This is a genomic window from Acidovorax sp. T1 (genome assembly GCF_002176815.1).
GTDB lineage: Bacteria > Pseudomonadota > Gammaproteobacteria > Burkholderiales > Burkholderiaceae_C > Acidovorax.
In genome coordinates this window covers 2,845,647-2,859,558 of the sequence record NZ_CP021648.1, presented here as the reverse complement: position 1 = coordinate 2,859,558, position 13,912 = coordinate 2,845,647, and the positions used below count along the sequence as shown (strand labels likewise).

Genomic DNA, 13,912 nt, shown 5'->3' with positions numbered 1-13,912 from the left:
TCAGCCGGCCACCGGGTCCATGCCCCGGGCGCCACCGGCCCGCAGGCGGGCGGCGATGGCGATGCCCAGGGCATCGGCGTCCGCCAGCGTGGCCACCGGGGCGCTGGCGCTGGCGCGCACCAGTGGGGCACTGCCGTCGGGGTCGCCCCAGGCGGCATCCAGATGCAGGGTGCCTTGCACCAGCCGGCCATGCGCCGCCAGCGGCATCGAGCAGCTGCCGCCCATGGCGCGGCTCACGGCGCGTTCGGCCGTGACGGTGAGCCAGGTTTCCTGGTGGGCCAGCGGCGCCAGCGCCTCCAGCAGGTCTTGCCGGTCGCTGCGGATCTCGATGCCCAGTGCACCCTGGCCTGCGGCGGGCAGCATGTCGGTGGTGGCAAATTCGGTGCGGATGCGTTCTTGCAGGCCCAGGCGCTTGAGGCCCGCCGCCGCCAGCACGATGGCGTCGTACTGGCCTTCGTCGAGCTTGCGCAGGCGCGTGTCGAGATTGCCGCGCAGCGGCGCTATGCGCAGATCGGGCCGCAGCGCCTGCAGCAGCACCTGGCGGCGCAGGCTCGAGGTGCCCACCACCGCGCCCTGGGGCAGGGCGTCGAGCGACGCATGGCGGGGCGATACAAAGGCGTCGCGCGGGTCTTCGCGCTCCATCACGCAGGCCAGGGCAAAGCCTTTGGGCAGCTCCATGGGCACGTCTTTGAGCGAATGCACGGCGATGTGGGCGCGGCCCTCTTCAAGCGCCACTTCCAGCTCTTTCACGAACAGGCCCTTGCCGCCCACCTTGGAGAGGCTGCGGTCGAGAATCTGGTCGCCCTGGGTGGTCATGCCCAGCAGCGATACGCTGTGGCCGCGCGCGCGCAACAGGGCCTGCACATGCTCGGCTTGCCACAGGGCCAGGCGGCTTTCGCGGGTGGCGATCACCAGGGGAAGTTGTTGTGTCGGGCTCACGTTCGTCACCTATTTGGAGTCATGGGCAGGCGGCGATGCTAGCATCGCGCCCGCACCGGTGGCTGGTGCCTGCAATGGCTTGCGCAGTGGGCCGACGGCGGCCGGCTGCCCACCCCACCACCCGGAGACAGACCCATGAAGCGAGCCGACAAGGACCAACCCCTGATAGACGACATCCGCCTGCTGGGGCGCATTCTGGGCGACGTGATCCGCGAGCAGGAAGGGGTGGATGCGTACGAGCTGGTCGAGCAGGTGCGCAAGCTCTCGGTGGCCTTCCGCCGCGATGCAGACCAGGAGGCCGACCGCGCGCTCAAGAAACTGCTCAAGTCGCTGTCGGGCGACCAGACGGTGAGCGTGATCCGCGCCTTCACCTATTTCAGCCATCTGGCCAACCTGGCCGAAGACCGCCACCACATCCGCCGCCGCGCCGTGCACGAGCGCGCGGGCGATACGCAGGAGGGCAGCATCGAAGTGGCCCTGTCGCGCTTGCGCTGGGCCGGCATTGCGCCCAAGACCATTGCGCAGACACTGGCCAGCAGCTATGTGGCGCCGGTGCTCACCGCCCACCCCACCGAAGTGCAGCGCAAAAGCATTCTGGACGCCGAGCGCGACATCGCCCAGCTGCTGGCGGTGCGCGACGACATCCAGGTGCGCGCCCAGCTTTACAACAGCGCCAAGGACGCGCTCACGCCGCGCGAGCTGGCCGCCAACGAAGCACTGCTGCGCGCCCGCGTGGCCCAGCTGTGGCAAACGCGCCTGCTGCGCTACAGCAAGCTCACCGTGGCCGACGAGATCGAGAATGCGCTGTCGTATTACGAAGCCACTTTTTTGCGCGAGATTCCCAAGATCTATGCCGATCTGGAGCGCGAACTGGGCCAGTACCCGGTGCACAGTTTTCTGCGCATGGGCCAGTGGATCGGCGGCGACCGCGATGGCAATCCCAACGTGACGGCGCAAACCCTGCAATATGCCCTGCGCAGCCAGGCCGACATGGCGCTGCGCCACTACCTGACCGAGGTGCATTTTCTGGGCGGTGAACTGTCGCTGTCGGCGCGCCTGGTGGCCGTGTCACCCGAGATGCAGGCGCTGGCCCAGCGCTCGCCCGACACCAGCGAGCACCGGCAGGACGAGCCCTATCGCCGCGCGTTGACCGGCATCTACGCACGCCTGGCGGCCACGCTCAAGGACCTGACGGGAGGCGACGCCGCCCGCCATGCCGTGGCGCCGCAAAACGCCTATGCCGGCGCTGGTGAATTTCTGGCCGACCTGCGCGTCATCGAAGCATCGCTGCAATCGCACCACGGCGTAGCCTTGGCCGCCGAGCGCCTGCACCCGCTGATCCGCGCCGTCGAGGTGTTTGGCTTTCACCTGGCCACGGTGGACCTGCGCCAAAGCTCCGACAAGCACGAAGAGGTGGTGGCCGAATTGCTGGCCACGGCCCGCATCGAACCGAACTACAGCAGCCTGCAGGAGGCCGCCAAGCGCGCGCTGCTGATCAAGCTGCTCAACGACGCGCGCCCGCTGCGCGTGGTGGGCGCCCAGTATTCCGCCCACACCCAGGGCGAGCTGGCCATTTTTGAAACCGCCCGCGTGCTGCGTGAGCGCTTTGGCCACGAGGCGATTCGCCACTACATCATCAGCCACACTGAAACGGTGAGCGATTTGCTTGAAGTGCTGTTGCTGCAAAAAGAAGTGGGCCTGATGAACGGCACGCTCGATGCAGAGTCGAAAAACCACCTCATCGTGGTGCCATTGTTCGAGACCATTGAAGACCTGCGCAACGCCGCGCCCATCATGCGCGAGTTCTATGCCCTGCCGGGTGTGGCCGCGCTCGTGCAGCGCAGCGGTGGCGAGCAGGACATCATGCTGGGCTACTCCGACAGCAACAAGGACGGCGGCATCTTCACCAGCAACTGGGAGCTGTACCGTGCCGAGATCGCACTGGTGGAGCTGTTTGACGAGCTGGCCACCAGCCATGGCATTCAACTGCGCATGTTCCATGGCCGTGGCGGCACCGTGGGCCGGGGCGGCGGCCCGAGCTACCAGGCCATCCTGGCGCAGCCCCCCGGCACCGTGCGCGGCCAGATCCGCCTGACGGAGCAGGGCGAGGTGATTGCATCGAAATACGCCAACCCCGAGATCGGCCGGCGCAACCTTGAAACCCTGGTGGCGGCCACGCTCGAAGCCACGCTGCTGCAGCCCACCAAATCGGCCACCAAGGCGTTTTTGGACGCGGCCGCGCAGCTCTCGCAGGACAGCATGCTGGCCTACCGCGCGCTGGTGTACGAAACCCCCGGCTTTACCGACTATTTCTTCAACTCCACGCCGATCCGCGAGATTGCCGAGCTCAACATCGGCTCGCGCCCGGCATCGCGCAAGGCCAGCCAGAAGATCGAGGATTTGCGCGCCATTCCCTGGGGCTTCAGCTGGGGGCAGTGCCGCCTCACGCTGCCCGGCTGGTACGGCTTTGGCGCCGCCGTGGAGGCGTTCGTCAACACAGAAGGCAAGGACCCGAAAACCCAGACGGCCTTGCTGCAGAAGATGTACCGTCAGTGGCCGTTTTTTCGCACGCTGCTGTCCAACATGGACATGGTGCTGGCCAAGAGCGACCTGGCCCTGGCCTCGCGCTACAGCGAACTGGTCACCGACGCCCGCCTGCGCAAGAAGGTGTTCAGCACCATCGAGGCCGAATGGCAGCGCACGGCCGATGCGCTGGCCCGCATCACCGGCGACAAGCAGCGCCTGGCGCACAACACGGCGCTGGCCCGCTCCATCAAGCACCGCTTTCCCTACATCGACCCGCTGCACCACCTGCAGGTGGAGCTGGTGCGCCGCTGGCGCGCGGGGCAGGGCGACGAGCGCGTGCAGACCGGCATCCACATCTCCATCAACGGGATTGCCGCAGGGCTGCGCAACACGGGCTGATGCCCTGCCGTTTTGCCGAGGTGATCAGTCGCCTAGCAACTCCCCCACCGCCTTTAAATCCTCCACCCGGTCACACACCGCCTTCACGGCCATCATGACCGGGATGCCCAGCAGCAGCCCCCACAGGCCCCACAGCCAGCCCCAGGCGAGCACGCTCACAAACACCGCCACGGGGCTCATGCTGCTGGCGCGGCTGGTGAGCCAGGGGGTGATGAGCTGGCCCACGATGGTGTGGATGAGCAGTGAGGCGCCGCCGATGGCCAGCGCCATGTCCACCGAGCCAAACTGCAAAAATGCCACCAGCGCCGATGCGCCGGTCACCAGCACCGAGCCGATGTAGGGCGCAAGGTTGAGCACCCCCGCCAGCACCGCCCACACGGCCGCGTTTTCCAGCCCCAGGGCCCAGAAGGCCAGCCCGGTGGCAATGCCCACCAGCACGCTGGTGAACACCTGGACCAGCAGGTAGCTTTGGATCTGCGCGGTGATTTCATTGAGCACCTGCATGGTGATCTTCTTGCGCTCCAGGCTGGTGCCGGCGATGCGCACCAGCTTGCGCCGAAACAGGTTGCCCGACGCCAGCGAGAAGAACGTGAGAAACACCACCACGGTGAGCTGCCCCAGGGCCGACATCAGGCCCATGGTGCCGCTCCAGAGGTAGTCGCGAATGCTGAACGATGGCCGCTCAATCACCACGCGCTGCACGCCCCTGCGCGTTGGCGTGGCGGCGCTGCCTTCGGTGGCCGCCTGCTCGATTTGCGTGGCAGCCTTTTGCATGGTGTCGAGCGCGTTGTCGCCGCCTGAGCGCTGGCGCAGGCTGTCACGCACCTTCTTGGCGGCCACCGGCATGGAGTTAACCAGCTCGGCGGCCCCGTCACTCAGCGACCAGGCCGCGCTGGCCACACCGGTCAACAGGGCCACCAGCAACACGCCAGAGCCCAGCCAGCGCGGCACATGCCAGCGCTGCAGGGCATCGACCACGGGCCGCAGCGCCGTGGTCAGCAGCAGGCTCAGCATGATGGGAATGAATACCGCGCTGGCCCAGTGCAGCAGTGCCACGCTGGCAAACAGCGCCAGTAGTGCCAGTGACAGATTGCGCACATCCACAGGCGTTTGCAGCATCAGCGGTGCGCGCAGACGCGCTGGGCCAGATGCCGGCTGCACGGGCGCCGCCAGGGTGGCCGTGGGGTCGGCGCTGGCGCTCGCAGCCGCGTTGGCGGAGGCGGACGCAGGAACGGGGGTGGGGGGCTGGAGGGGCTCTGTGGGCTCGGTCATGCGCGGATTGTGCGGCAGCCGATGCCCTTGCCATGTAGGCGACCGTCGCCTGTCTGCGGGTGGGGAGAAACTGCGCCCCAAAACCCGTGTTGTTTGCGGGTTGGCCTGAAGGGCTTGTCGCTAGCATTGCCCGATGCAAGCTGATACATGGCGCTCGACGCGTACCCTCGTGAAATTTTTGGCCCTCGGACTCCATCGAGAGCTGCGGCGGGGTGCGCCTTTCCGCGAGGCCGCACCTGCTGCCCATGTTGTTCATTGCCCGAGTGGCGGTGCCATGCAACGCTGGATGTTTGTGGCCGCCTGCCTGCTGGGTGCTGCCGCCTTGCCTGGCTGCGCAGGCTATTACTACGGCGAAAAATACGGCCCCACGTTGGGCACCACGGTGGACGCCATGCGGCACGGCAATTTGGTGGAGGCCAGCTACCGGGCCACCGATGCGCTGCTCAAGACCGCGGCCCTGGACCCGGCCCAGCCCGTGGTCGTGGCCACGCTGGTGAATGTGGACCGGCCGTCCGAGTCATCGCGCCTGGGGCGCATCGTGGCCGAGCAGATCGCCGGCCGCATGGTGCAGCGCGGTGTGCTGGTCACCCGGATGGCGTTGCGGGACGCGCCGGCGGCGCCGCGAGATCAGGGCGAACTGCTGCTGCCCCGCGCGTTGCGCGAAGTCGTCCGAACCCAGGGGGCACAGGCCGCGGTGGCGGGCACCTATGCGGTGTCGGCTCGCCAGCTGTATATCAGCCTGAAGCTGATCAGCCCGCCGGGCAACGCCGTGCTGGCCGCGCACGACTATGCGGTGCCGCTGGATGAGGATGTGCGCGCCCTGCTGGCAGCGAAGTGAGGTTGCCGGCCTGTGTCTCAATTGCTCACTAATTGATAGCTGCTAGCGCTTTATTCATAAGCGCTAGAGGCCAATTTTGCTTGAATTTCAGTGCAGCATCAGTGCGCCAGCGGTTTTGCTCTTGCCGGCGCGGGCGGGTGGGTTGCACAGGCCGCAGGTGAAGTGGCGGTTTTCATACAGCTCGGTGACGAACTGGCCTTTGCATTCGGCGCATTGGGTGCGCGTGAGCATGCCGGCATCCACAAACTTCACCAGGCGCCAGGCACGGGTGAACGACAGCAGGGGCTCGATCTCGGCCGTGGCCACTTGTTCGTTGTAGAGGCGGTAGGCCTTGGTCAGCAGCTCCACCGAATCCAGGTCCACACCCTTGGACAGGTATTCGTAGATGTTGAGGAACAGCGAGCTGTGGATGTTTTCCTGCCAGGTGAGGAACCAGTCGGTGGAAAACGGCAGCTGCCCCTTGGACGGCGACTTGCCGGCGATCTCCTTGTACAGGCGGATCAGGCGTTCATACGACAGCGTGGTTTCCGATTCAAGCACCTGCATGCGCGCACCCATCTCGATCAGCATCGCAGCGCGTGCGATCTGCCGGGATTCGTTCAGAACGCTCTTGGCGGGGGCTTTGGGGGTGGCGGGCGTGGCGGACATGGAGGGCTTTCGGTGGCGAGCGGCTTGAAGCGGGATGCGAGAGGGCAATGCAGGATCAGAGCACTTCCGACACGCGGCTGGCCATCAGGATGTTGGCGTGCAGCGTGTTGGTGGCTTCGTTGCCCACCTTCTTGGCCGAGTGGTTGGTCAGCAGGCTCCACACCAGGTTGTCGTCCACCCGGAAGCTGCAAAGAAGCGTGTTGCGGGAGGCCAGTTTGAGCACTTGCGCTGCCGACAGCGATGCCAGAATATCGGCAGCGTCTTCGTTCATGCCCAGACGGAACACTGCTTCGGCCTTGTCGTGGCGAATCAGGTTTTGCGCCAGCATCAGGTAAGTGAGGTTGGCTTCGCGAATTTCGGCGAGCAGTTGTTCGTTGGTCATGGCAGCTTTCCTTTTCATGGCCGGTTCTTGCGTTGCCTGCAGACTGCAGGTTGTGCGTGATCCGTTGAAATGGATTGTGAAACTGCCCCAATCAAAAATTAAGTCGGGGTTTGGCTGTGCCGCGCGTCTGGTTTCGGGGTGGGGTTTGTAGGAATTTGCCTTACGCGCGCCGTAGCCCCATCACCCCATTGGCGCAGGCCAGCGGCCTGCTGCACACAGCCGTCGCCAGGCGCTAGATCCTGAACACTTTCTTAACCGCGCTCCACGGGGCGTGAAGGGTCGCTGCACCATTCGCTCCAGCTGCCCGCAAAAAGCGTGGTTTTTCCGAGTCCGGCCACTTCCATGGCCAGCATGTTGGGCAGGGCGCTCACGCCGCTGCCGCACTGGTGGACCACGGTGGCCGGGTCGCGGCCCGCGAGCAGGGTTTCGAATTCGGCGCGCAACACGGCCGCAGGCTTGAAGTGGCCGTCGGCGCCGATGTTCTCGGTGAACGGCCGGTTGAGGGCGCCCGGAATATGCCCGGCTACCGGGTCCAGGGGCTCGATTTCGCCGCGGTAACGGGGCGCGCCGCGCGCATCGATCAGCGTCTGGCCCGGTTGCCGCAGTGCCGCCAGCACATCGTCTGCGCTGGCCAGTTGGCGCAGGGGGGCGTGCAGCTCAAAGTTGGACTGGAAACGGGCGGGTTCGGCCCCGCTGGCGAGGGCGCCGCCCGCGGCCTGCCAGGCCTGCAGGCCGCCGTCGAGCACCGCCACCGCATCGTGCCCGGCCCACTTGAGCATCCACCACAGGCGACCACAGTAGTTGGCGCCGTTGCGGTCGTACACCACGGCCTGCATGCCGTTGGCAAAGCCCACGCTCGACAGCCAGACGGCAAAGCGCTCGCGGCTGGGTAGCGGGTGGCGGCCGCCCGAGGCGGGGGCGTCGGCCTCTTGCGCGGTGACGGTGCCCGTGGCGCCGGGTGCGCCGTGCGGGGCGCTCAGGTCGGTGTCCAGGTTGGCATAGATGGCGCCGGGGATGTGGGCGTCGGCATAGTGCTGCGCACCGGCGCAGGGCTGGGCCAGGTCAAAGCTGCAGTCGAACACCATCAGCGGCGCACCGCTGGCGATCAGGGATTGCAGGCCGGGGGCGGATAGCAGGGTGGTGCAGGTCATGGGCGGTGGGGTGCGCGCAGGCGCCAGGGCGAAGGTGGAGGCAAAAGGACTGCCGCCATTGTGTCAATGTTCCTCGGCCGGTGCCCCCGGTGCGGCGCGGGTGCGCAGCACGGTGGCCACGATGCCGCTGCCTACGATCAGCACCATGCCGACCCAGCCCATGGGGGAAATCCGGTCGCCAAATAGCGCCACGCTGTAAATGGCCGCGAACACAATGCCCGAATACTGCAGATTGGCCACCACCAGGGTGCCGCGCGGGGTTTTGGCGCTGGCATAGGCGCGTGTCATGCACAGCTGCCCGCCAGCGGCCAGCGCGCCGATGGGCAGCAGCCACAGGGCGGGCCAGCCCGGCCAGGGCGAGGTGCCGGTCAGCAGCAAGGCCAGGCCCCCGGCCACGGCCGAGCCCACCGCAAAATAGAACACCGTGCGTGATTCGGGCTCGCCCAGCCGCGACAGGGCCACCACCTGCATGTAGGCAAAGGCCGATGTCATACCCGACATGAGCCCGATCAGGCCGGCAAAGGCCTGGTTTTGGTCAAGGCTGGGGCGCAGCATCATCACCACGCCGACAAAGCCGGTCAGCACCGTCAGCACCAGCGGGCCCTGGAATGCCGGGCGCGGCGACGCGGCCGAAGGGCGCCAGGCCAGCAGCGCGCCGCCCACCAGAAAGGCGGCAATCCACACACTGCTCATGTAGTTGAGCGTCATGGCGGTGGCCAGTGGCAGGTGGGCAATGGCGTAGAACCAGGCGCCCATCGACGCCACGCCGACCAGGCTGCGCCAGGCGTGCATGCCGGGGTATTGCGTGCCCAGCGTTACGCGCTGGGAGCGCGACAGCAGCCAGAGGATCGCGATGCCGATGAGGCCGCGATAGCAGACCAGCTCGGCTGCGTTGAAGTGGGCCGATGCGATCTTGACGCACACACCCATGCTGGCAAACAGGAACGCGGCCAACACCATCCAGAGGGCTTGCATGGAATCCGATGAATCAATGGGGTTGAGAAGTAAAAAAGCCGCCAGCGCTTGTTTGGCAAGCGTTGGCAGCTATTTTAATCAGAGCATAGAGGCGCTGTCTGGCGGGTTGGGTGCGTTGGGGGGCTGTATTCAGGCCTTTGGCGTTGCCGTGTGCATGGCTTGGCGGTACCACTCGTGAAAGTGCTGCATGCCGTCTTCCATGGGGCTCTGGTAAGGGCCCACTTCGTTGTCACCGCGCGCCAGCAGGGCCTTGCGGCCCGCGTCCATGCGCTCGCCGATCTCGTCGTCCTCGATGCAGGTTTCCATGTAGGCGGCCTTTTGCGCCTCGACAAATTCGCGCTCGAAGGCGGCGATTTCCTCGGGGTAGTAAAACTCCACCATGTTCAGTGTCTTGGTCGGGCTGACCGGGTGCAGCGTGGACACGGTGAGCACATGCGGATACCACTCGACCATGATGTGCGGATACAGCGTGAGCCAAATGGCGCCGTGCTTGGGCGGTTTGCCTTCGCGGTAGGCCAGCAGCGCCTCGTGCCAGCGCTCGTACACGGGGCTGCCCGCCTTGCCCAGGCGATTGGCCACGCCCACGGTCTGCACCGAGTAGTTTTTGCCCAGCTCCCAGCGCAGGTCGTCGCAGGTGACAAAACTGCCCAGGCCGGGATGGAAGGGGCCGACGTGGTAGTCCTCCAGATAGACCTCGATAAAGGTCTTCCAGTTGTAGTTGCACTCGTGCAGCTCGATGTGGTCGAGCACATAACCATCGAAGTCGAGGTCGGAGCGCGGGCCCATCTGGGCCAGGTCGGCGGCCACGTCATAGCCGTTGTCTTCAAACAGCAAGCCGTTCCACTCACGCAGCTTGTAGTTGTTGAGGTTCAGGCAGGGGTCGTGCGCGAAATGCGGTGCGCCCAGCAGCTCGCCCTGGGGGCTGTACGTCCAGCGGTGCAAGGGGCACACAATGTTGCCGCCCGCGCTGCCCTTTTGCTGGGTGTTGAGCGAGCCACGGCCCTTGAGCATCACGGCCTGGCGGTGGCGGCAGACGTTGGAGATCAGCTCCAGGCCGCCCTGGGCGTTGCGCACCAGCGCGCGCCCCTCGCCCTCCTGGGGCAGAGCGTGGTAGTCGCCCGGATTGGGCACGGAAAGCTGGTGCCCCACATAGCGGGGCCCGCGCTGGAAGATGGTTTCCAATTCGCGCTGGAACAGCGCCTCGTCAAAGTAGCTTGAAACTGGTAGTTGGCTTGCGGCCTGCTGCAGTCGAAGACTTAAATCAGACATGGGTGACCTGACCTAAAGACTCCCCACAGGGAGAAAGTGCGGGAGGTGCGCCGGGGCGCATCTGGAAAAAGAAAACCGGCTAGGGTGGGTAGCCGGCTCGAAGGGAATGGGATTATAGGCGGTGTGGTTATTCCCGCATCCCCCATGCGTGTATTGCCCATTACGGTAAGTCATGTGGCCGCTGCACGGCTTGGGGGTGGTTCGCGCGCCGCAGATACTTACCGCCGCAACCCGGGTGCAAAGTCCCCTTGCGGACGGGTGGCTGCGCCGCGCCAGGCGCTGCGCCTAAAATCGCCCGTTTCACCCGCGCAACTTCTGCCCTCCTGCCCATGCCCAAGGCCTCAGCCTCCAACGCCCCGCCCGCCGAACCTGCCAGCTATGAAGCGGCGCTGGAAGAGCTGGAGCAGCTCGTGGGCCGCATCGAGTCGGGTCAGCTGCCGCTGGACCAGATGCTGGCCGGCTACCAGCGTGGGGCCACCCTGCTGGCCTTTTGTCGCCACCGGCTCGACGCGGTGCAGGACCAGATCAAGGTGCTGGACGAAGGCACGCTGCAGCCATGGACGCAGGAATGATGGCCGTGCAGCGCAGTGACCCAAAGGTTTTTGATCTGGTCGGCTGGAGCCGGCATCACCTCGATCGGGTTGAGCAGGCCCTGGGCCAGTGGGTGGGAGAGGGCGCTCCTGCCGGTCTGGGTGAGGCCATGCGCTACGCGGTGCTCGATGGCGGCAAGCGCCTGCGGCCGCTGCTGGCGCTGGCGGCCTTCGAGGCTGTGCATTGCGGCGCTGGCGATGCAGGCCGCGAAGCGGCGCTGCGCGCCGAAATGAACGAAGCGGCCCTGCGGGCCGCGTGCGCCGTCGAGCTGATCCATGCCTATTCGCTGGTGCACGACGACATGCCCTGCATGGACAACGATGTGCTGCGCCGGGGCAAGCCCACGGTGCATGTGCAGTTTGGCGAGGCGCAGGCCTTGCTGGCGGGCGATGCCCTGCAGGCGTTTGCCTTTGAACTGCTCACGCCGGACGACGAGTGCATTCCCCCGGCCGTGCAGGCCACGCTGTGCCGCCAGCTGGCGCGCGCTGCCGGGTCGGCGGGCATGGCGGGCGGGCAGGCGATCGACCTGGCCAGCGTGGGGCTGGCGCTGACGCAGGAGCAGTTGCGCCACATGCACCGCCTGAAAACCGGGGCGCTGCTGCAGGCCAGCGTGATGATGGGCGCGGCCTGTGGCGCGGCCGGCGCCGCAGCGCACAAGGCGCTGGCGGACTACGGCGCGGCGCTCGGTCTGGCGTTTCAGGTGGTGGACGATATCCTGGATGTGGTCGCCGACTCGGCCACGCTGGGCAAGACCGCGGGCAAGGATGCCGCGAGCGACAAGCCCACCTATGTCTCGCTGCTCGGCTTGGCCCCGGCGCAGGCCCATGCGCAGGAGCTGCTGGCACAGGCGCACGCTGCGCTGGCGGCCTCGGGCCTGGCCGACACGCGTGCACTGGCGGCGCTGGCCGACATGGTGGTGAACCGATCCTATTGAAGAATCCCCGTTCTGGTGCGATACCCATGCTTTGAATGTCTAATTGGCCTCTAGCGCTTATGTATAAAGCGCTATTAGCTATCAAAATAATAGTAAATGTCCACGACATCCTTCCCCCTGCTGCAGACCATCAACGACCCTGCTGACCTGCGCCGCCTGTCGCGCGCCGACCTCAAGCAATTGGCCACCGAGTTGCGTGCGTTCGTGATCCAGAGCGTGTCCCAGACGGGGGGGCACCTGAGCTCCAACCTGGGCACCGTGGAGCTCACCGTGGCGCTGCACCATGTGTTCCACACGCCCGAAGACCGGCTGGTGTGGGATGTGGGTCACCAGACCTATCCGCACAAGATCCTGACCGGCCGGCGCGACCGCATGCACACGCTGCGCCAGCTCGGCGGCATCTCGGGCTTTCCGCAGCGTGCGGAAAGCGTTTACGACACCTTTGGCACGGCGCATTCGAGCACCAGCATCTCGGCCGCACTCGGCATGGCGCTGGCCGCCAAGCGCAAGGGCGAAGACCGGCATGCCGTGGCCATCATTGGCGACGGTGCCATGACGGCGGGCATGGCCTTCGAGGCCTTGAACAACGCCGGTGTGGCCGATGCCAACCTGCTCGTCATCCTGAACGACAACGACATGAGCATCAGCCCGCCCGTGGGCGCGCTCAACCGGTACCTGGCCCAGCTCATGAGCGGGCAGTTTTACGCGGCCGCCAAGAACGTGGGCAAGAGCGTGCTCAAGAACGCGCCGCCGCTGCTCGAGCTGGCCAAGCGCCTGGAGCAGCAGGCCAAGGGCATGGTGGTGCCGGCCACGTTGTTCGAGAAATTCGGCTTCAACTACATCGGCCCGATTGACGGGCATGACCTCGATTCGCTCATCCCCACGCTGGAAAACATCAAGGGCCTCAAAGGCCCGCAGTTCCTGCATGTGGTCACCAAGAAAGGCCAGGGCTACAAGCTGGCCGAGGCCGATCCCGTGGCCTACCACGGCCCCGGCAAGTTTGACCCGGCCGTGGGCCTGGTCAAGAGCACGGCCGCGCCCAAGCAGACCTTCACGCAGGTGTTTGGCGAGTGGCTGTGCGACATGGCGGCGCAAGACAATCGGCTGGTGGGCATCACCCCGGCCATGCGCGAGGGTTCGGGCATGGTCGAGTTTGAAAAGCGTTTTCCCGACCGCTATTACGACGTGGGCATTGCCGAGCAGCATGCCATCACCTTCGCGGCTGGCATGGCTTGCGAGGGCGTCAAGCCCGTGGTGGCGATCTATTCCACCTTTTTGCAGCGCGGCTATGACCAGATGATCCACGACGTGGCGCTGCAGAACCTGCCCGTGGTGTTTGCGCTGGACCGCGCCGGCCTTGTGGGGGCCGATGGCGCCACCCATGCGGGCGCCTACGACATCCCCTTTGTGCGCTGCATTCCCAACATGAGCATGGCCTGCCCGGCCGACGAGCGCGAATGTCGCCAGCTGCTGAGCACCGCGTTCGCGCAGGACCATCCCGTTGCCGTGCGCTACCCGCGCGGCAGTGGTGCGGGCGTGGCACCCCTGCGGGGGCTGGAAGGCCTGCCGTTCGGCAAGGGCGAAATCCGCCGCGAGCGCAAGGCAGGCGGGGCCGATGCAGGGGCGCCGCGCATTGCGATTTTGGCCTTTGGCACCTTGCTGTACCCGGCGCTGCAGGCGGCCGAGGCACTCGATGCCACGGTGGTCAACATGCGCTGGGCCAAGCCGCTCGACCATGATCTGCTGCTCGATGTGGCGGCGCGCCACGACGCGCTCGTTACTCTGGAAGAGGGCGCCATCCTGGGTGGCGCGGGTAGCGCCGTGCTGGAGGCGCTGGCCGCCGCCAAGGTGGTGTTGCCCGTGTTGCAACTGGGGTTACCCGATGTGTTCATCGAGCATGGTGATCCGGTCAAATTGCTGGCGCTGCAGGGGCTGGACGCAACCGGCATCGAGAACGCCATTCGCGGGCATTTCAGCCCCGGCTGACC

12 protein-coding genes are annotated in these 13,912 nt (G+C 66.2%); 5 read left to right on the top strand and 7 right to left on the bottom strand.

The genetic code is table 11. From position 1 onward, the window contains the following. Positions 1–939, bottom strand: coding sequence for a hydroxymethylbilane synthase (hemC, locus tag CCX87_RS13390; RefSeq protein WP_087748336.1), 939 nt, complete (start codon positions 937–939; stop codon positions 1–3). A gap of 135 nt (positions 940–1,074) precedes the next feature. Here hemC and ppc point away from each other — a divergent pair, with 135 nt between their 5' ends. Continuing rightward, positions 1,075–3,864 (top strand): phosphoenolpyruvate carboxylase, encoded by a 2,790-nt coding sequence (gene ppc / locus CCX87_RS13385; protein WP_087746998.1) that lies wholly within the window; start codon positions 1,075–1,077, stop codon positions 3,862–3,864. A 24-nt stretch (positions 3,865–3,888) separates the two neighbouring features. Here ppc and CCX87_RS13380 read toward each other — a convergent pair whose 3' ends face one another. Continuing rightward, positions 3,889–5,136: an AI-2E family transporter gene (locus CCX87_RS13380; RefSeq protein WP_232476400.1), complete on the bottom strand. Its 1,248-nt coding sequence runs from the start codon at positions 5,134–5,136 to the stop codon at positions 3,889–3,891. A gap of 274 nt (positions 5,137–5,410) precedes the next feature. Between CCX87_RS13380 and CCX87_RS13375 the strand changes: the two genes are divergently transcribed. After that, the gene (locus CCX87_RS13375) at positions 5,411–5,974 is read left to right on the top strand and encodes a FlgO family outer membrane protein (protein ID WP_087746995.1); all 564 of its coding nucleotides are present in this window, start codon (positions 5,411–5,413) and stop codon (positions 5,972–5,974) included. Between the two features lie 87 nt (positions 5,975–6,061). Here the strand turns inward: CCX87_RS13375 and flhC are convergent, their stop codons facing one another. The 5 genes from flhC to CCX87_RS13350 all read right to left on the bottom strand — a co-directional run bounded on the left by flhC (position 6,062) and on the right by CCX87_RS13350 (position 10,399). Then, positions 6,062–6,622 carry a flagellar transcriptional regulator FlhC gene (flhC, locus tag CCX87_RS13370; protein WP_087746992.1) on the bottom strand — a complete coding sequence of 187 codons (561 nt, stop codon included), beginning with the start codon at positions 6,620–6,622 and terminating at the stop codon, positions 6,062–6,064. A 55-nt stretch (positions 6,623–6,677) separates the two neighbouring features. Next, positions 6,678–7,004: a flagellar transcriptional regulator FlhD gene (gene flhD, locus CCX87_RS13365; RefSeq protein WP_005800286.1), complete on the bottom strand. Its 327-nt coding sequence runs from the start codon at positions 7,002–7,004 to the stop codon at positions 6,678–6,680. 251 nt (positions 7,005–7,255) lie between these two features. Continuing rightward, the gene (locus CCX87_RS13360) at positions 7,256–8,155 is read right to left on the bottom strand and encodes a sulfurtransferase (protein WP_087746990.1); all 900 of its coding nucleotides are present in this window, start codon (positions 8,153–8,155) and stop codon (positions 7,256–7,258) included. Positions 8,156–8,218: 63 nt separating this feature from the next. After that, the gene (locus CCX87_RS13355; protein ID WP_087746989.1) at positions 8,219–9,130 is read right to left on the bottom strand and encodes a DMT family transporter; all 912 of its coding nucleotides are present in this window, start codon (positions 9,128–9,130) and stop codon (positions 8,219–8,221) included. Between the two features lie 129 nt (positions 9,131–9,259). Beyond that, entirely contained in the window at positions 9,260–10,399 is a 1,140-nt protein-coding gene (locus CCX87_RS13350; RefSeq protein ID WP_087746987.1) for an aromatic ring-hydroxylating oxygenase subunit alpha, read from the bottom strand. A 329-nt stretch (positions 10,400–10,728) separates the two neighbouring features. On the opposite strand from CCX87_RS13350, the gene xseB reads away from it, so the two are divergent. The 3 genes from xseB (at position 10,729) to dxs (ending at position 13,910) form a co-directional block, all read left to right on the top strand. Further along, on the top strand, positions 10,729–10,971 hold the full coding sequence (gene xseB / locus CCX87_RS13345; protein ID WP_086911775.1) for an exodeoxyribonuclease VII small subunit: 243 nt from the start codon (positions 10,729–10,731) through the stop codon (positions 10,969–10,971). Further along, positions 10,956–11,924 carry a polyprenyl synthetase family protein gene (locus tag CCX87_RS13340; protein WP_232476399.1) on the top strand — a complete coding sequence of 323 codons (969 nt, stop codon included), beginning with the start codon at positions 10,956–10,958 and terminating at the stop codon, positions 11,922–11,924. Before xseB ends, CCX87_RS13340 begins: the two co-directional genes overlap by 16 nt. Positions 11,925–12,020: 96 nt before the next feature. Continuing rightward, positions 12,021–13,910, top strand: a complete 1,890-nt coding sequence (gene dxs / locus CCX87_RS13335; protein WP_087746981.1) for a 1-deoxy-D-xylulose-5-phosphate synthase — start codon at positions 12,021–12,023, stop codon at positions 13,908–13,910. Positions 13,911–13,912: the final 2 nt, after the last annotated feature.